19 protein-coding genes and 2 tRNA genes are annotated in these 16,990 nt (G+C 66.9%); 16 read left to right on the top strand and 5 right to left on the bottom strand.

The annotated features are described in order from the left end of the window. Positions 1 to 49 precede the first annotated feature (49 nt). Positions 50 to 859, bottom strand: a complete 810-nt coding sequence (locus AAFP30_RS24905; protein ID WP_419232729.1) for a class I SAM-dependent methyltransferase — start codon at positions 857 to 859, stop codon at positions 50 to 52. A gap of 151 nt (positions 860 to 1,010) precedes the next feature. Here AAFP30_RS24905 and AAFP30_RS24910 point away from each other — a divergent pair, with 151 nt between their 5' ends. Beyond that, positions 1,011 to 1,685, top strand: coding sequence for a winged helix-turn-helix transcriptional regulator (locus AAFP30_RS24910; RefSeq protein WP_419232730.1), 675 nt, complete (start codon positions 1,011 to 1,013; stop codon positions 1,683 to 1,685). A 19-nt stretch (positions 1,686 to 1,704) separates the two neighbouring features. Here AAFP30_RS24910 and AAFP30_RS24915 read toward each other — a convergent pair whose 3' ends face one another. Next, complete coding sequence (locus tag AAFP30_RS24915) at positions 1,705 to 2,736, bottom strand: magnesium transporter CorA family protein (protein ID WP_419232731.1); 1,032 nt, start codon at positions 2,734 to 2,736, stop codon at positions 1,705 to 1,707. A 42-nt stretch (positions 2,737 to 2,778) separates the two neighbouring features. On the opposite strand from AAFP30_RS24915, the gene AAFP30_RS24920 reads away from it, so the two are divergent. Beyond that, complete coding sequence (locus tag AAFP30_RS24920) at positions 2,779 to 3,906, top strand: acyltransferase family protein (protein WP_419232732.1); 1,128 nt, start codon at positions 2,779 to 2,781, stop codon at positions 3,904 to 3,906. Then, entirely contained in the window at positions 3,906 to 5,147 is a 1,242-nt protein-coding gene (locus tag AAFP30_RS24925; RefSeq protein WP_419232733.1) for a hypothetical protein, read from the top strand. The genes AAFP30_RS24920 and AAFP30_RS24925 overlap by 1 nt, the downstream gene beginning before the upstream one ends. Before the next feature lie 21 nt (positions 5,148 to 5,168). On the opposite strand, the gene AAFP30_RS24930 is transcribed toward AAFP30_RS24925, so the two are convergent. Then, positions 5,169 to 5,648 (bottom strand): acyl-CoA thioesterase, encoded by a 480-nt coding sequence (locus AAFP30_RS24930; RefSeq protein ID WP_419232734.1) that lies wholly within the window; start codon positions 5,646 to 5,648, stop codon positions 5,169 to 5,171. Positions 5,649 to 5,861: 213 nt separating this feature from the next. Here AAFP30_RS24930 and AAFP30_RS24935 point away from each other — a divergent pair, with 213 nt between their 5' ends. Together AAFP30_RS24935 and AAFP30_RS24940 are read left to right on the top strand one after the other, a co-directional pair. Next, the gene (locus AAFP30_RS24935) at positions 5,862 to 6,794 is read left to right on the top strand and encodes an alpha/beta hydrolase (RefSeq protein WP_419232735.1); all 933 of its coding nucleotides are present in this window, start codon (positions 5,862 to 5,864) and stop codon (positions 6,792 to 6,794) included. Between the two features lie 127 nt (positions 6,795 to 6,921). Beyond that, entirely contained in the window at positions 6,922 to 7,881 is a 960-nt protein-coding gene (locus tag AAFP30_RS24940; protein WP_419232838.1) for an alpha/beta hydrolase, read from the top strand. Between the two features lie 12 nt (positions 7,882 to 7,893). On the opposite strand, the gene hisC is transcribed toward AAFP30_RS24940, so the two are convergent. Beyond that, a complete protein-coding gene (gene hisC / locus AAFP30_RS24945; protein WP_419232736.1) occupies positions 7,894 to 8,958 on the bottom strand; it encodes a histidinol-phosphate transaminase in 1,065 nt (354 codons plus the stop codon). Between the two features lie 120 nt (positions 8,959 to 9,078). On the opposite strand from hisC, the gene AAFP30_RS24950 reads away from it, so the two are divergent. The 7 genes from AAFP30_RS24950 to AAFP30_RS24980 all read left to right on the top strand — a co-directional run bounded on the left by AAFP30_RS24950 (position 9,079) and on the right by AAFP30_RS24980 (position 13,922). Continuing rightward, a tRNA-Ser gene (locus AAFP30_RS24950) sits at positions 9,079 to 9,167 on the top strand. 43 nt (positions 9,168 to 9,210) lie between these two features. Next, a tRNA-Arg gene (locus tag AAFP30_RS24955) sits at positions 9,211 to 9,283 on the top strand. Positions 9,284 to 9,352: 69 nt separating this feature from the next. Then, entirely contained in the window at positions 9,353 to 9,751 is a 399-nt protein-coding gene (locus AAFP30_RS24960; RefSeq protein ID WP_419232737.1) for an NUDIX hydrolase, read from the top strand. Positions 9,752 to 9,868: 117 nt separating this feature from the next. Then, positions 9,869 to 10,633 (top strand): aquaporin Z, encoded by a 765-nt coding sequence (gene aqpZ / locus AAFP30_RS24965; RefSeq protein ID WP_419232738.1) that lies wholly within the window; start codon positions 9,869 to 9,871, stop codon positions 10,631 to 10,633. A 77-nt stretch (positions 10,634 to 10,710) separates the two neighbouring features. Next, complete coding sequence (locus AAFP30_RS24970; RefSeq protein ID WP_419232739.1) at positions 10,711 to 12,414, top strand: cation:proton antiporter; 1,704 nt, start codon at positions 10,711 to 10,713, stop codon at positions 12,412 to 12,414. Between the two features lie 67 nt (positions 12,415 to 12,481). Then, positions 12,482 to 13,216, top strand: coding sequence for an MmpS family transport accessory protein (locus tag AAFP30_RS24975; protein ID WP_419232740.1), 735 nt, complete (start codon positions 12,482 to 12,484; stop codon positions 13,214 to 13,216). 79 nt (positions 13,217 to 13,295) lie between these two features. Further along, a complete protein-coding gene (locus tag AAFP30_RS24980) occupies positions 13,296 to 13,922 on the top strand; it encodes a putative glycolipid-binding domain-containing protein (protein ID WP_419232741.1) in 627 nt (208 codons plus the stop codon). A 10-nt stretch (positions 13,923 to 13,932) separates the two neighbouring features. Here the strand turns inward: AAFP30_RS24980 and AAFP30_RS24985 are convergent, their stop codons facing one another. Next, entirely contained in the window at positions 13,933 to 14,907 is a 975-nt protein-coding gene (locus AAFP30_RS24985; protein ID WP_419232742.1) for a prephenate dehydrogenase, read from the bottom strand. Between the two features lie 105 nt (positions 14,908 to 15,012). On the opposite strand from AAFP30_RS24985, the gene AAFP30_RS24990 reads away from it, so the two are divergent. From AAFP30_RS24990 to AAFP30_RS25005, 4 genes are all read left to right on the top strand, one after another. Further along, complete coding sequence (locus AAFP30_RS24990; protein ID WP_419232743.1) at positions 15,013 to 15,555, top strand: tRNA adenosine deaminase-associated protein; 543 nt, start codon at positions 15,013 to 15,015, stop codon at positions 15,553 to 15,555. Between the two features lie 56 nt (positions 15,556 to 15,611). After that, the gene (locus AAFP30_RS24995; protein ID WP_419232839.1) at positions 15,612 to 16,043 is read left to right on the top strand and encodes a nucleoside deaminase; all 432 of its coding nucleotides are present in this window, start codon (positions 15,612 to 15,614) and stop codon (positions 16,041 to 16,043) included. A gap of 109 nt (positions 16,044 to 16,152) precedes the next feature. After that, a complete protein-coding gene (locus AAFP30_RS25000; RefSeq protein WP_419232744.1) occupies positions 16,153 to 16,602 on the top strand; it encodes a hypothetical protein in 450 nt (149 codons plus the stop codon). 114 nt (positions 16,603 to 16,716) lie between these two features. Continuing rightward, a complete protein-coding gene (locus AAFP30_RS25005) occupies positions 16,717 to 16,926 on the top strand; it encodes a CsbD family protein (RefSeq protein WP_419232745.1) in 210 nt (69 codons plus the stop codon). Positions 16,927 to 16,990 lie beyond the last annotated feature (64 nt).

Consider the following 16,990-nt stretch of genomic DNA (forward strand, 5'->3'; position numbering starts at 1 on the left):
GACCTCAGGGAACGGGGGCGGGGCTCCTCGCTGCTCAGGGGAGCGGGCGTCACACGACCGTCGCGGTCACCAGGAGGTACTCCCACTGCATCGTGCCGTCGGTGATGTGCTCGTCGGCGAGCTCGGCGATGGCGGCGTCGAGGGCCGCGGTCCGCGTCGAGTCGTCCGCGAGCCCTCGATAGGTCGCGACCATGGGTCCGTAGTGGGCCTTGAAGAAGTCGCGAAACGCAGCGCCGTCGTCGAACCTATCGATCGTGACGCTCTCGGTGCGGGCCTCGACGTCGGTCACCCGCTCGCCGAACAGCGCGCGGACATGGTCGACGTCGCCCCACAGGACGCCCGGCTGCGCGCCGGGCAGGGGCGGCGGTGCATAGGGCTTGAGCACGGAAAACAGCTGCCCGATGAACCCGGCCGGGGTCCAGTTGATCAATCCGATCCGACCGCCCGAGCGGGTCACTCGGATCAACTCGACCGCACATCGCTCGTAGTGCGGCGCGAACATCACCCCGACGCAAGAGACCGCGCAGTCGAACTCGCCCTCCGCGAACGGGAGATCCTCGGCGTCGGCGGTCCGCCACACGATGCTGCGATCCCCCGCCGACGATTCCCCGACGGCGAGCAACTCAGGCACCAGGTCGGTCGCCACCACGTGCGCCCCGGCGTCGGCGGCCGCGATCGCCACATTGCCCGCCCCGGCGGCGACGTCGATGACACGCGGCCCCGCGGAGATCGGTACCGCCTCGACGAGTCGCCGGCCGAGCGAGCCGATCAACTCGGCGACCGCCGGGTAGTCACCCGACGCCCATAGCGTCCGATGCCGTGCCTTGAGTTGCTGATCGGAGATGTCGGTGATGGTCATGACCTGGTCCTTTCAATCGGTGGTGACACCAGCATCACGCGACCCGCAGGTGTCGCTCCAGACCAGGAAATGAACCACCCGCAGTACAGAATCTGTACTGGCCATCAACCCGGAGACGGGTGTGTACTTGAGTCGACGGAGGTGATCACCGATGGCTTCGTATGGACAATTCTGCCCGGTCGCCAAGGCGATGGAACTGCTCGACGAGCGCTGGACGATCCTGATCGTGCGCGAACTTCTCTTGGGCAGTAGACATTTCAACGAGCTGCGGCGAGGTGTGCCGAAGATGTCGCCGACGCTGCTCACCAAACGCCTGCGCGGACTCGAGCGTGCCGGGGTGGTGCGGCGGGCCGAGGTCGGCGGTCGTGCGGTCTACACCCTCACCGAGATGGGTGACGAACTCAGTGAGGTGGTTGCCGCATTGAGCCAGTGGGGGATTCGGTGGATCGCCGAACTCGGCGACGCCGACCTGGATCCGCATCTGCTGCTCTGGGACATGCGGCGCACCGTTGCCGTGGAGCACTGGCCGCGCCGACGCACCACCATCGCGATCTCCTTCACCGACGTGGTGGGTAAGGCGTCGTCGTGGTGGATGGTGGTCGCCGACGGCGATGTCGAGGTCTGCGATTTCGATCCCGGCTTCGACGTCGATGCCACCATGGTCACCGACCTGCGAACCCTGACCCGCGTGTGGCGCGGCGACCAGGATTGGTCAACAGCCTTGGGTACCCGGAAGATTCGCATCACCGCACCGTCGATGGTGGCGCGGGCGGTGCCGGGCTGGCTCGGTCAGGGTGCCTCCGCGGCCATTCCACGTCCTGCCTGATCAGTCGGGAAGCATTGTCCTACAACCAGTCCCGACGTTTGAAGCCGAGGTAGAGCGCGGCGACCATCACCACGATCAGTATCGAGCTCGTGACGAAACCGAGGGTGTGGGAGTACCCCGGGAATGGCACGTTCTGACCGTAGAACCCGGTGATCGCGGTGGGTACCGCGATGATCGCTGCCCACGACGTCAGTTTCTTCATCACCGTGTTCAGGCGCGCGTCGGCCAGTGACAGATTGGTCTCGAACACTGTGGTGACCATGTCCCGCAACGACTCTGTCCATTCCGCTGCCCGCAGCGCGTGGTCATAGAGATCGGAGAAGTGCGGATCGAGCTCCGACGGTGCGTGATTCTCGAAGCGGCGCCGCTGAATTCCGGCGATCACCTCCCGCATCGGCAGCACCACGCGGCGTAGCAGCACGAGATCCTTGCGCAGGTCGTAGGTTCGGCGTTGCAGGGCGCGACCCGCGACCTTCTCGTCGAACAGCATGCTCTCCACGTCTTCCATCGCATCGTCGATCCGTTGCACCGCATCGAAATGTCCGTCGACGACGACGTCGAGCAACCCGTGCAGTAGTGCGCCGATGCCGTACTGTTCGCCGCCGATATCCGCCCAGCGGTCCACGACCGAATCCATGTCGAAGCACTCGGTCCGGCGCACGGTGATCAACGTGTTCTTCTTCACGAAGATCGAAATACGGTGCAGGTCAAAGAGAGTGGAGCGCTGACTGCCATCGCCGGAGATCCGCGGCGATTCATCGCGGTCACCGAGTGCCGGATCACGCATCGTGACCGCGTAGACCATCAGGAACGTGTGATGGGCGTAGGTCACGGTTTTCACGCGTTCGCTGGCGGCAATGGTGTCCTCGACGGCAAACGGGGACAGGTCGAGTTCGCCGGCGAGTCGGCTCATCGTCTCGTGCGTCGGGCATTCCAGGTCGGCCCAGACCAGCAGATCGGGATCCTCGAGGCAACTCGACACCTTGTCCAGCGTGAAGCCGTCGATCGGCTTGCCGTTCCGCCAGATCTGCCCGCGGATGCGTTCTCCCATGCGGCCAATCCTGCCACCGCGGGCACTGGCAGGATGTCCGGCATGGCCGCCCGGATTCCGTCCCTCACCGGCATCCGCGCCGTCGCCGCCCTCGCCGTCTGTCTGACCCACGCCGCGTACTGGACCGGGCACTACACCGACGATTACCTGGGTCGGTTGCTGTCCCGATTCGAGGTCGGCGTGGCAATCTTCTTCGTGCTGTCGGGGTATCTGCTGTTCGGGCCGTGGGTTCGGGCCCTCGCCGAGGATCGTGCGGTGCCGTCGACCGGCCGCTACTTCTGGCACCGCGCTCGCCGCATCCTGCCGGCGTACTGGATCACCGTGATCGCGGTCTATCTGCTCTTCGGGTTCTACACCCCGCCCGACGCCTCGCCGACGGGGCAGGGGTGGTCGGGCTTCCTGCGCAACATGACCCTCACCCAGGTCTACGGCGTCGGACACCTGCATTCGGGACTCACCCAGATGTGGAGCCTGGCCGCCGAGGTCGTCTTCTACCTGGTGCTGCCGCTTTTGGGTTACCTGCTGGTCGTCGTGGTGTGTCGTCGACGGTGGCGGCCGGATCTGCTGCTCGTGGGGATCGGTGCGCTGCTGCTGATCTCGCCGATCTGGACGATCGCGATCGCCGGCTCGGCGGGTGTCAACCCGACCGCGCGATTGTGGGCGCCCGCGTTCTTCGGCTGGTTCGCCGCCGGCATGGGACTGGCGGTCTGCGCCCGCCTCATCCGATCGTGGCCGGCCACTGCCTCGGTGACGGTCGCGGTGGCGGCGTTTCTCCTCTCGGCCACCGCGATCGCCGGGGAACCCACCATCACCCCGCTGTCCGGGTCGGCCGCCGTCGTCAAGCACGCGCTGTACGTGATCATCGCGATCGCGCTGATCGGACCACTGGCCATGGGTGACCAATCCGACTGGTGGGCACGGCTGTGTGGCAGTCGGCCGATGGTGTGGCTGGGTGAGATCTCCTACGAGTTCTTCCTCGTCCACGTGGTGGTGCTGGAGATCGTCATGGACCTGCTCGGCTATCGGGTCTTCGCCGGATCCGCCCCGATCGCGTTCGCGGCGACGACCGCCGCGAGCATCCCGATCGCGTGGCTGCTGCACCGGCTGACCGTGCCTGTGATCGCCCGCGGACGCCGGTTTGACGCTGATTCCGCACGTACGATGGGGTGATGGTGGACTACCGGCCTCCCGCTCTGCGGGCCGACATCACATCCAGCGACCAGATCCGCGCATGGTGTGATCAGTCGCGGCTGCCCGGCGATCGGCCGGAGCTCTCCGACATCGCCGCGGTCCTCGTCGCGAGCGGGTTCATCACTCCCCCGGGCCGCGCGATCGTCGTACGGCGCGTCTCCACCGGGCTACCGATCCCCACGCTGCCCGAGGGGTACGGCGAGCTCCGCCGACTCCAGAAGGCGATCGCCCAGCTCGAACATCAACTCGCGAATCCAGTCGTACCCGGCGTGGTGGCCGCGGTCATGCGCAACCGACTCAACGGCCTGCATCGACGGCGGGAGGACGCCCGCAAGGTCATCGTCGGGGGCAAGGGCATCTTTGCGACCGGCACTCGGGGCATCCGGCGAGAGCGCCGGGAGAATGTCTACCTCGAGATCGAGGAGCGGGAACGGCTTTTCGGCGGACTGCTGTGTACCCCCACCCCGAACGTGAACTCGTCGGGCTATATGCGCCGAGCCGGGAACGCCGCGATGGACCGACTCGCCGGGGTCGTCGGACAGGTCGCCAACAAGTCCGGGTATCCGCAGGCCGGACAGTGGGCGAGCCAGATCCTCGCGCCGGAGAACGAGCCGACGACCGACGCCACCCGGAACACCCCCGGCAGCGCCGCCTTCGTCGACGGGTACGAGACCCTGCTGTTCCTCGCCGCCCACTTCTACGACCGCGTCGTCGGCAACCCCGCGTGGCTGTCGGATCATTTCGAGTTGCAGCGCACCCAGGTCAACCTGCATGCCGAACTCGCCGAGGTCTCCGCCGACGTGATCGCGTTGCGGGCCGTCCGGATCGATCTCGATCGGGCCAAACGCAACGGCGGCTTCGACCCCGGCCTCGCCGAGCAGATCGATCGTCGCGAGACGACCCTGCGGCCGGTGTGGTCCGAACTCATCGACCGGGTGCAGGCGCTCGGCGAGGTCGCCGCCGTCGTCGAGTCGGCGGCCATCGAGCTACGGGTGCTCGCCGAGTACAACCGGACGACGACGATCGACGGGCGTATCGACGCGTTGATCGCCCGCTCCGGCGACCGGGAGTTGTCGGTGGACAACTCCAAGCGCCTCACCGAACAGGTGCGCGCCGGCGAAGAGCAGCTCCGGATCTATCGAGATGTGTTGCAGGGCAACATCGCCCGACTGTCACCGGCGGTGCCCAGGGAACTCCCGGAACGCTACGAGCCGTCGTAGAACCTCAGGCGTAGCCTCCCGTTACCTGGACCACGCGCGGAGATACTCCTTCTCCGTGTCGCGCAGCCGACGCAGTGTGTGCGCCTCGACGTCGACAACCGCCATCTGCGTGCTCGCCACGCACGCCGCCTTGGTCGTCGTGTCCTCGCCGGCCGGTCGGATCTCGTAGCCGATGGTGAAGTCCACCGATCGGTGTCCCTTGATCCACATCCCGACCTGCAGCGGCGAGTCGTCGTGCCGCAACTGCCGCTGATAGCGGATCTCGACATGCACGATCATCGCGCTGGTGATGAGCGGTGCGTACTCCTCGCCGGCCGACAGCAACCACGCGATCCGGGCTTCCTCCATCAGGGTCACGATGCGCGCATGGTTGATGTGCCCGAATGCGTCCATATCCGACCACCGCACCGGAACGTCGGCGGAGAAGGCGAACTCGTTGTGCGCCAGACCTGGATGCCCGGTACGCTGTCGCCCATCATGTCGCTGGTCCGCGGTGGCCATGTCCCTCCTGGTGGGTTTCGAGTACTGGGAGTCGATGTGCCCGGCGGACCGGCGTTTTCGTCGGCGAGGGGGCGCCAACGACTACTGATCGACGGAACCGGACGGGTCCGTTCGACAGTAGACGACCAGTGAGGATGCAGGGTGGGCGCTCCGAGATCGATTCGTGCTGTCGGGCTTGTCGCGTGCATCGTCGCGGCAGTTTTCCTCGCCCCGGTGACAGTGGCTGCGGCAGCACCGCAGGACGCCCGGATCGTCTCGGTCACCCAGGAGACCCCGACCCGCGCCTCCGTCTGGACCTATTCGCCTTCGATGCACAAACAGATCAAGGTCTACGTCCTCACCCCGCGACACCGCACCCCGTCGAGCGTCCCGCCGAATCGTCCGACGCTGTATCTGCTCGACGGAGCCGGCGCGAAGGGCAACGTCAGCGATTGGTTGCGGGTCGGCGGGGCCGAGCAGTACTTCGCGGACCAGGATGCGACCGTCGTGCTCCCGGTCGGGGCCTACGGCACGTTCTATGCAGACTGGGAGCGTGCGGACCCCCGCGTCGGCAAGCCGATGTGGGAGACGTTCCTGACGAGAGAACTGCCGCCCCTGATCGACGCACGGTTCGGCGGCGGCGACCGTAATGCCATCGCCGGGGTGTCGATGGGCGGTCAGGCCGCCTACTCGCTCGCCGCGCGGCATCCATCGCTGTATCGCGCGGTCGCGTCGCTGAGCAGTTGCCCCCGCACCTCGACCCCCGCGGGTGAGGCCTTCGTCCGCGCCACGATCGCTCGCGGCGGTGCGGACGCCGACAACATGTGGGGCCCACCGGGGTCGCCGGGATGGCGCGCGCACGACCCGGGCCTGCGACTCGACGCACTGCGCGGCAAGCGGCTCTACCTCTACGCCGGTGAAGGTCAACTCGGCCCCGCCGACACCACCCGCACCGTCACGCCGGAGGAAGGTGCCTACCAGGTGGTCTTGGCGACCTCCGCGGCGCTCGAGGTCGCGGCGTACGACTGCTCACAGCAGTTCGCCACGCAGATCCGCAACCAGCGGCTGCCCTTCGTCGATGGATTCACGGCGGTCGGCACCCATCACTGGTACTACTGGGCACGTCAGCTCCCGCACATGTGGGAAGCCATGTCGCCCGGACTCTGACCCCTTCTCACCACGTAGGCCACACGGGTATCCTCGGCACCATAGGTGTGACCGTGTCCGGTTGATGGCACGGCGGCGTCGCACCGCCCGGGGAGGAGTCGAGTTGAAGTCGAAGCGTGTCGCTGCAGTGGTGTCGGCTGCGGTGATCGCTGCTGCGACGACGGTGGCCGGGGTCGCCCACGCCGAACCACGTCCCGTCGCCCAGATCTCCAAGGTCGCCAAACTCGGTCCGCTGCGCACCGACATCTGGGTGACGTCGCCCGCAATGCGGGGCAAGGTCAAGGTGTCGGTGCTGACCCCGCAGAACAGCAGTGGGCCCCGCTCGACGGTGTATCTGCTCGACGGCGCCGACGCGGGGGAGAACGTCAGCGACTGGATCTCCAAAGGACGTGCCGGAAAGTTCTTCGCCGACAAGAATGTCAACGTCGTCCTACCCACGGGAGGCGCCGGCAGCTTCTACACGAACTGGGCGCACAAGGACGCCAAGCTCGGGAAGCCGCAGTGGGAGACGTTCCTCACCAAGGAACTCCCCCCGCTGATCGACGCACGTTTCGACGGCACCGGCCGCAATGCGGTCATCGGGCTGTCGATGGGCGGACAGTCGGCGTTCGCGCTCGCCATCCGCCACCCCAGCCTCTACAGCGGGATCGCGTCATTGAGCGGCTGCCCGCCGGTCTCCGGCCCCGCCAACGAGGCCTACGTCCGCACCACCGTCGCCAAGAGTGGCGGCGACGCCACCAACATGTGGGGTCCCTTCGGATCGACCAACTGGTCGGCGCATGACCCCAGCCTGCACCTGAACAAACTGCGCGGAAAGAACATTTTCCTCGCGGCCGGGTCGGGAGCAGTCGGACCGCTCGATCTCACCGCACCCGCAGATCCCAAGGACGGTCCCCGCCAAGCGGTGACCGCCGCCGGTTCGGCACTCGAACTCGGTGCCTGGCGCTGCTCGCTGGAGTTCGCTGCGACCTTGCGCGCCAACAACATTCCGTTCACCGACGGATTCCGGTTGATCGGCACGCACAACTGGGTCTACTGGGAACGCGACCTGCCGGTGGCCTGGCCGACAATATCGCGAGGCCTGTAGGGCGTTTCGGACTCAGCCCCGTCGACTCCACTCGTCGGCGAAGGCCAGGAACGCGTCGTTCTCGGCCGGGGTGGTGACGGTGACCCGGGCGCCGGTACCGGCGAATGGCCGGATCACCACTCCCGCCTCGACGCACGCCGCCGCGAAATCCATCGTCTGATCGCCGAGTTCGAGCCACACGAAGTTCGCCTGGGTCTCCGGGACCCGATAACCCAGCGCCCGCAGCCGTTCGGACACCCGCACCCGCTCGGCGACGACGGCGTCCGTGCGGGCGAGGAGTTCGTCGCCGGCCTCGAGGCAGGCAAGTGCGGCCCTTTGTGCGACGCTGCTCACCGAGAACGGGACGTGGATCTTGCCCAGCGCGGTGATCACCTCCGGATCGGCGATGGCATAGCCCACGCGTAGGCCGGCAAGGCCGTAGGCCTTGGAAAAGGTGCGCAGCACAACCAGGTTCCGGAACTCGCGATGCAGCGCGATCGCGTCGTAGGCCTGGTCGGAACCCAGTCGGAGGTATTCGAAGTACGCCTCGTCGAGCGCGACGATGATGTCGGCGGGCACCTTCGCCAGGAACGCACGCAGATCGTCGGCCTGCACCACCGTCCCGGTCGGATTGTTCGGGTTGCAGACAAAGATCAGGCGCGTGCGATCGGTGATCGCCGCCGCCATCGCGTCGAGGTCGTAGACGAGGTCGCCGGTCAACGGCACCTGCACCGGCGTGGCACCGGCCACCCGGGTGGCGAGGGGATAGGTCTCGAACGACCGCCAGCCGAACACCACCTCGTCGCCGGGGCCACTGGTCATGGTGATCAGGTTCTGACACAGGATCACCGACCCGCAGCCCACCTGGATCTCACTCTCGGTGACGCCGAGACACTTGGCCAGGGTTGCGGTGAGTTCCACCATCCCGTTGTCGGGATAGCGGTTGACCGAGGCGGCGGCGGTGGTGATCGCGTCGAGCACGCTCGGCAGCGGCCCCTCGGTGACCTCGTTGCTGGCAAGCTTGATCGCCCCGGGAAAAGTCTTTCCGGGCACGTAGACGGGCAGATCGTCGAGGTCGGGACGGATGCGCAAGCTCACCCGTCAAATGTAGGACTCCGGCCCCCGAACAGCCAAAACAGCACTGCTGTCCACGCGGTTTGCGTCCGCGCGCCGCGTGTGTGTAACCTTTCGCTTCGGCAGTTCGAAAGGACTCCGCCGGGAGGCGTGCCAGAGCGGCCGAATGGGATTCACTGCTAATGAATTGTCTCGCTAAAACGGGACCGGAGGTTCAAATCCTCTCGCCTCCGCCGACCGTGGTCGCGCCGACCGCGGTGATAACTGAATAGCTACGCGCCCGTAGCTCAACGGATAGAGCATCTGACTACGGATCAGAAGGTTTGGGGTTCGAATCCCTACGGGCGCACTCCACACATCCCGCCACCGACACCGGTGGCGGGATGTTCTGTCTCACGGCGCCGCTAGGGTGTGCCCTATGTCGGAGGAGCGGGAGATCGTGGTCAGTGGCGTGGTCGTCCGCAACCGCGCCGGCGACCTGCTCACCGTCCGCAAGCGCGGAACCGAGCGATTCATGCTGCCCGGCGGAAAGCCCGAGCCCGGGGAATCGGCGATCGAGACGGCCGTACGGGAATGTGCCGAAGAGGTCGGGCTACGGGTCGACGCGAATGGTCTGCGGCATCTGGGGACCTATCGCACGGCGGCGGCCAACGAACCCGGCCACGCGCTTGTGGCCAGCGTCTTCGCCCTGGGGGAGCCGGTCGAGGCGGTGTCGGCGGCCGCGGAGATCGCGGAGGTGCGCTGGCTCGATCTGTCTGCGCCGCTGCCCGGCGATCTCGCTCCTCTGCTCATCGAATGCGTTATCGGAGACCTCTGAGGATTGATAACGATATAGGTGATGAGGAAGCGATTGCGACAATCGTTGGCTATGGTGACCTGCGGGACGGTTGATCAACTCACGCTCGGCACACCAAACGCGAAAGGGATCGCCACAATGTCACCAAATCCCGTTGCACGATATCTTGCCGAATTGTTCGGCACATTCTGGTTGGTCTTCGGTGGTTGCGGTAGCGCGATTTTCGCCGCCAAACAAGTTGCCCAGGCCGACAACGGCACCAATCTCCAGGTCGGCATCGGCTACCTCGGTGTCGCCCTGGCCTTCGGTCTGACCGTCGTCACCATGGCCTACGCCGTCGGCCACATCTCCGGTGGACACTTCAATCCGGCGGTCACCCTCGGTGCGGCGGCCAGCGGTCGCCTGCCGTGGAAAGAGCTACCAGGGTACTGGATTTCACAGGTCGTCGGTGGTCTCGTTGCCGGCCTCATCCTGTGGCTGATCGCCTCCGGCAAGGACGGGTTCGACCGGGTCGGCAACATGGCCGCCAACGGCTACGGGGAGCATTCGCCGGATCATTACGGCCTCGGTGCGGTCATCGTCGCCGAGATCGTGCTGACCGCCTTCTTCATCATGGTGATCCTCGGCGCCACCGACGATCGAGCACCCAAGGGATTCGGTCCGCTGGCAATCGGCTTGTGTCTCACCCTCATTCACCTCATCTCCATCCCGATCAGCAACACCTCGGTCAACCCGGCCCGCTCGACCGGCGTCGCATTCTTCAACGCCAACGGAGCACCGGCCCAGCTGTGGGTGTTCTGGCTGGCACCGCTGATCGGTGGCCTCATCGGCGGCATCCTGTACCCGCTGCTGTTCGAGAACGGGAAGCTGTCCTTCGGCAACAACAACACTGTCGCGCGCTGACCGCACGGCATTGACGCGCTGAGCCAGCGCACGATCGCGTCCGGCGAGATCGGACACCGGCTGAGACAATCCTCGCCATGGAATTGCTCATCCTGGTGCTCGTCGGCGCGATCATCGTCACGGCCATCGCCGATCGACGGGACATGCAGCCGGCCCTGATCATCATCGTGATCGGGTTGGTTGTTTCCTTCATTCCCGGAATGCCGAAGGTCGAACTCGATTCGCACATTCTGCTGACCGTGGTATTGCCGCCGCTGCTGTATTCGGCGGCGCTCGGATTCTCCTTTCCGAGCTTTCTGCGCAACCTGAAACCCATTCTCGGCCTCGGTGTCGCGATGGTCGTGATCACCGCGCTCGTCGTCGGGTGGGTGGCCTCGCTGGTGATCGCCGAGTTCACCTTCATGCTCGCGCTGCTACTCGGTGCCATCGTGGCACCGCCGGACGCGGTCACCGCGGTCGCGATCGGCCGCAAGCTCGGTCTGCCCAAACGGCTCATGACGATCCTCACCGGCGAGAGTCTGGTGAACGACGCGGCCGCGCTGTCGCTGTTCGCGATCGCCATCTCGCAGCTCGCCGACACCCACTCGTTCATCGCGAATCCCCTGCTCTTGTTCGGCTACAACGCGATCCTGGGTCCCGTCGTCGGTGCGGCACTCGGCTTCCTGGCGTTGTGGATTCGCCGGCATCTGCGGAATCCGGCGCTGGAGACCGTGCAGGGCTTCGTCGTGCCGTTCGCCGCGTTCCTCGCCGCCGAACACCTACACGCCTCCGGGGTGCTCGCGGTGGTCATCGCCGGATTCATCGTCGGATCGGGATCGGTGCACGCCGGGTATCAGACGCGGCTGCAGGAGCGCTACGTGTGGAACTCCGTCGACGTCCTGCTCGAGGCATTTGTCTTCGCTTACATAGGGTTACAGCTGCGGTTCATCATCGAGGACCTGCAGGAGGCGCGGGAGTCGTTGGTACACATCGCCGTTGTGTCGCTGTTGGTGCTCGTCGTGGTGCTGCTGATCCGGCCGCTGTGCGTGTTCGTCATGTTCGGCCGCGGCGTGGTCAGCCGCCGCATCGACGCCAACGCCCCCACCGAGATCGGTGCGCAGCCCCGCCGCCCGGCGTCGCGGGGACAACCGAAGGACCCGGACCGACCACCGACACGGCGGCAACGCTGGGCGCAGCGTATCGATCACCGACCACTGACCTGGCAGGAGTCGATGGTCGTCGCGTGGACCGGTATGCGGGGCGTGGTGACCCTGGCCGCGGCCTCCGGTATCCCGCTCACCGTCGCGTCCGGTGAACCGTTCCCTGAACGGTCTGCGATCCAGGCGATCGCCTTCGTCGTGGCCGTCGGCACCATCCTCATCCAGGGTGCGACCCTGCCGTGGCTGATCGGGCGACTGCACCTGCACAACGAGGACGAGGAACGCTACGACCACGAACAGACCGCCCGCACCGAAGAGATCGTGCACCTCGCGGCCGACGACGTGCTCGCCGGGTTCGTCGCCGCGCCGCCGAGCGAACTCGACCCGTCGACGGTCGACTTCATCAAGGAGACTGTCGCCCGACAGTCCCGCGACGCCGAGGAGATGCCGGACCCGGACGCGCACACCGCCCGCACCGACGCGTTCGCCGCGCTCTACCGTGCGGTGCTCGGCGCCCAACGTGACGCGCTGGTCGCCGAACGCGACGCGGGCACCGTCGACGACGAAGCGGTGCGGGCCATGCTCGAACGACTGGACCTGCAGGAAGCCGGCCTGTCGGCGAGGTTGGAGAGTCGCCTCTGACCGGTGTGTCAGGGTCGCGTCGTAGGGTCGAGGCAGACGGTCGCGACTGCGGAAGGAGGCCGGGGCCATGACACAGCCGGGACCACCGACCGGACCCGCGTCCCGCGTCGGCCGCGATCCGCTGACCGACCTGTATGCCCGGCCGCTCGAGCGGCTGTATCCGCCGCTGGGATTCGGACCCGGTGGCATGCCGATGACGGTCACCGGTGAGGCCCCGCCCCCGGGTCGTCCGGCAGTCGCCGACGCATCCACGACACCGGAACCGGCCCGCGACACCCCGTCGCCGGTCGCGGCTGCGGGTCGACGACGGTCCAACGCGCGCGGCATCGTCGCGTTCCTGGTGATCCTGCTGCTCGTCGTCGTGCTCGGCTACCGGTTGCTCGGTCGCGGTGGTGACGAACTCGACACCGCGACCCGCTCCACCGGTCCGGTGCAGATCACCGAGTTGCCGCAGGTGACCCCGGGCGTGCCGACGGCACCCGGCGACACCCCGGGCGCAATTCCGGGAGTGCCGACCGAACCGGGTATCGCAGCCGGTAAGGAGGTCGTCTACGAGGTCACCTCGGCGACCTCGACCAGCGCGCCGACCATCATCTACGTCGACGCCGTCGGACTGCGGACCACGGTGGGTGCGACCATCCCGTGGTCGGTCACGTTCACCGGGACGTCGAACCCGCTGCGCATTCTGGTGCTCGCCGGGACCGGCGACGCGGCCTGCACCATCAAGGTCGATGGACAGGTCATCGCGCGTGACGAAATCGACGACGCATCCCCGCGCCGAACGGTGTCGTGCCGCGGCTGACGCCCGTCCGCACACGAACTGCCGACCAAACGTGCTCATCAAACGTGTGCGGAGGTCCCGAGGTCGCTACCGTAGACCCGTGAGTTCTTCGCAGACAGCCCCAGAGAACACCGCTGCGTCCGAGGGCGGCACGCCGTCGAGTGATTTCAAGACGATGATCACCTGGCGCGGCGAGGGCGCTGACCGGCTCGAACAGGTGCGCCTGCAGGTCAACGGCGCCCGGATCAAGGCCTACGGTCGCATCATCGCCGCCGCCACCGACGACCACGAGGCGTTCTCCGCGTCGTACGAGTTGGTCACCAATGACCTGGGCGTGACCAAGCGTCTGTCGGTGCACCTGCTCAAAGCCAGTGGCGAAACACAACTGGGCATCGCGCGTGACGGTGAACACAACTGGCTGGTCCAGCGGCCGGACGGCACCACAACCCGCAGCGACTTCAACGGGGCCGAGGACGTCGACCTGGCGTTGTCGCCGATGTTCAACTCGCTGCCCATCCGCCGGCATCACCTCACCGAGGGCACCGCAGAGCGTGAGGTGCCCGTGGTCTACCTCTACCTGCCGGGCAATGTCGTCGAACCCGCGACGCTGCGCTACACGGCCGGCGCGAGCGCCATCGGTGTGGTGTCACCGGTGGCGACCTCGACGATCACCGTCGACGACAACGGCTTCGTCGTCGACTACGCGGGACTCGCCAAGCGCGTCTGAGCGCGGCGGCTCAGCCCATCCACACACGAGCCCGGTGTGCCTGGCGCCGCAGCTCGGACGCCCAGCCGTCCGCGCCGATCTGCACACCGGTGATCGGTTGGGGAGCCTCCCCGGCGATGGCGTCATAGGCCAGCCGCGCCCGGTGCCCGTCGTCGACGAGTATCTCGACCGTGCCGTGATCGCGGAGCTCATCGCGGGCCGCGATCAACCTATCGATGGTCTCCGACAGAACGTTGAGCAGCGCAACCCCGTTCGCCTCGAGCATCGCGCGCTGCAGGGCCGGTGCGGTCCCGGCCACCCGGGTGCCGTCACGGAAACTCCCGGCCGCCAGTCGCAGCGCCAGTTCGCTCTCACCGGCGCCGACCGCGGCGGTCGCGCCGGCGGTCAGATGCGGGAGGTGGGAGATCGCGGCGACCGCCCGGTCGTGGGCATCCGGTGCCGCCGGAACCACCAGCGACCCGACTGCCCGGGCCAGCCCGGCGACGCGGAGCCAGTCGGCGGGGTCGGTGTCGTCGGTGGTCGTCACCATCCACATCGCGTTCCGAAAAAGCTCGGGATCGGTTGCTGCCCAACCAGATTGACTGGTGCCTGCCATCGGATGCCCGCCGATGTAGCGCACCCCGGGGGCGAGGCGGGCCACGGTCTGTGCAACCTGCTGCTTGACGCTGATGACATCGGTGAGAAGACAGTCCGGGGCGTGCTCGGCGATCGTCGGCAGCAATGCGTCGATGGTGGTGACCGGGGTCGCCAGCACGATGAGCGCGTCATCGTCGGCGGCCTGCCGCAGTGTGGCAACCAGGTCGGTGGACGCACGGTAGCCGGCCGCCGTCGCCGCGTCGGCGCCCACCGCCGAGCGGTTGTACCCGTAGGCGGGGTGTCCCGCGTCGTGCAACGCCCGCAGCAGCGAACCGCCAATCAGGCCGAGGCCGAGGATGCAGACCGGCGTGGCGAGGGCGGGGTCGGGGTGTGCGGCAGCGGCAGTCACGATGCCCACATTTCCACATCGGCGGTGCGCCCGAACGCAGGTCCACCCCGGTGGTCGACGGGCGGAGACTTGGGCCGGTCGCGGATACCGGCTACGGTGACCTGCATGGCAAGTGCCGCTGGTGTATCGGGTGGTCCGAACAAGCAGAGTGTCGGTGACGACCTCGAGGGTTTTGCGGTTGCGGTCGTGCGCGAAGAGGGCGCATGGAAGGTGAGCGCGCTGAAGAAGACCGCGCTGTATGACCTCGGCGATGCCGAACGGCAGCTGCTCGCACTGCGGGCCACCGGCGCGGTGTTCGGGCTGCTCGACGTCGACGACGAGTTCTTCATCATCCTGCGCCCCGCCCCGTCCGGCGCGCAGCTGCTGATCTCCGACGCCACCGCCGGCATCGACTACGACATCGCCGCCGACACGCTCGAAGCGATGGGCGTCGAGGTGCCCGACCTGGACCCTGACGAGCTCGACGACGTCGATCCGTGGGAAGAGGGCGATCTGGGTATCCTCGCCGACCTCGGCTTACCCGACGCCGTCATGAGCGTGATCGTCGGCGACACCGACCTCTACGCCGACGAGCAGGTCGGGATGATCGCCGCCCGCCTCGGCTTTGCCGACGAACTCTCCAAAGTGCTCGACGCGCTGGGCCATTGAGTCCACCGCACACCGGAGAGGCGGGATCGTCGCAGCTCTCGGTGTGGGAATCGATGATGCGCTCGGCGCTCGACGTCGCGCGTGAGGCAGGCGCCGACGACGTCCCGATCGGCGCCGTCGTCTTCGATCCAGCCGGCATCGAGCTGGCGCGTGCCGCGAATCGTCGCGAGGCCGACGGCGATCCCACCGCACACGCCGAGATCCTCGCGCTCCGCGCCGCCGCCGCCCGCTTCGGCGACGGGTGGCGGCTCCCGGGGTGCACGCTGGTGGTCACCGTCGAGCCGTGCACCATGTGCGCCGGGGCGATCACGCTGTCCCGGGTCGGCACGCTGATCTTCGGCGCGTGGGAGCCCAAGACCGGTGCGGTGGGCTCGCTGTGGGACGTGGTCCGCGACCCCCGACTGACCCACCGGCCCGAGGTTCGCGGCGGCATCCTGGAGCCCGACTGCAAGGCCCTGATGCTGGCCTTCTTCGAGCCCCGTCGTTGACGGCGCCCTGATCGGCGCCCCCTGTTCACCGCACGGTGTCGACTGCGCTGTGGCAGATTGGGAACCTGGACAAGGGCGCGTCCGAAGCGTCCGGGAACAAGGAGGCGCGATGTCTGAGCCAACCGACAAGGCAGCACAAGCGGCCGACGCCGCGAAGGACAAGATTGCCGACGTCGCCAACAGTGACAAGGTTCAGGGTGCGGTGGATTCGGCCAAGGACAAGGTCGCCGACGTCGCCAGCAGTGACAAAGTCCAGGGCGCGATGGATTCGGCCAAGGACAAGGTGAGTGAAGTCGCCAACAGTGACAAAGTCCAGGGCGCGATGGACTCGGCCAAGGACAAGGTCAGTGAAGTTGCCAACAGCGACAAGGTCCAGGAAGTGGTCGAGTCGGCGAAGGAGAAGTTCTCCGAGTTGGCCGACAACGAGAAGATCCAGGGCGCCGTCGACTCCGCCAAGGAGAAGATCACCGAGATCGCCGACAGCGACGCCGTGCACAGCGCGGTCGACTCCGCCAAATCGACCTTCGGCAAGCTCAAAGACAAGCTCACCGGACACTGAAAACCCGGATGACCAGCGATTCTGGTCGAGTTTGCGGTTCCGTGGCACCGTAGAGGGTGCTCTCGAACCCGGCGGCAACACGGCTCCCGGGTATGCACAGGAGGCAATCAGTTCATGGGAATCTCCGACGACGCCAAGAACAAGGCAGAAGAACTGAAGGGGCGCGGTAAAGAAGCTGCCGGCGACCTCACCGACAACCAAGATCTCAAGGACGAGGGCAAGGGCGACCAGGCCACCGCACAGGGCAAGCAGAAGGTCACCGAAGCCGCCGACGCCGTTAAGGGCAAGGTCGACGACATCAAGAACAAGCTGACCGGCAACTGACTTCGTTTCGGCCCCTCTGACCAGGCGATTTAAGCCTCAACGCCGACTGCGGTACAGTCTTCCG

This window comes from Gordonia sp. CPCC 205515 (assembly GCF_048537925.1).
In the GTDB taxonomy this organism is placed as follows: domain Bacteria; phylum Actinomycetota; class Actinomycetes; order Mycobacteriales; family Mycobacteriaceae; genus Gordonia.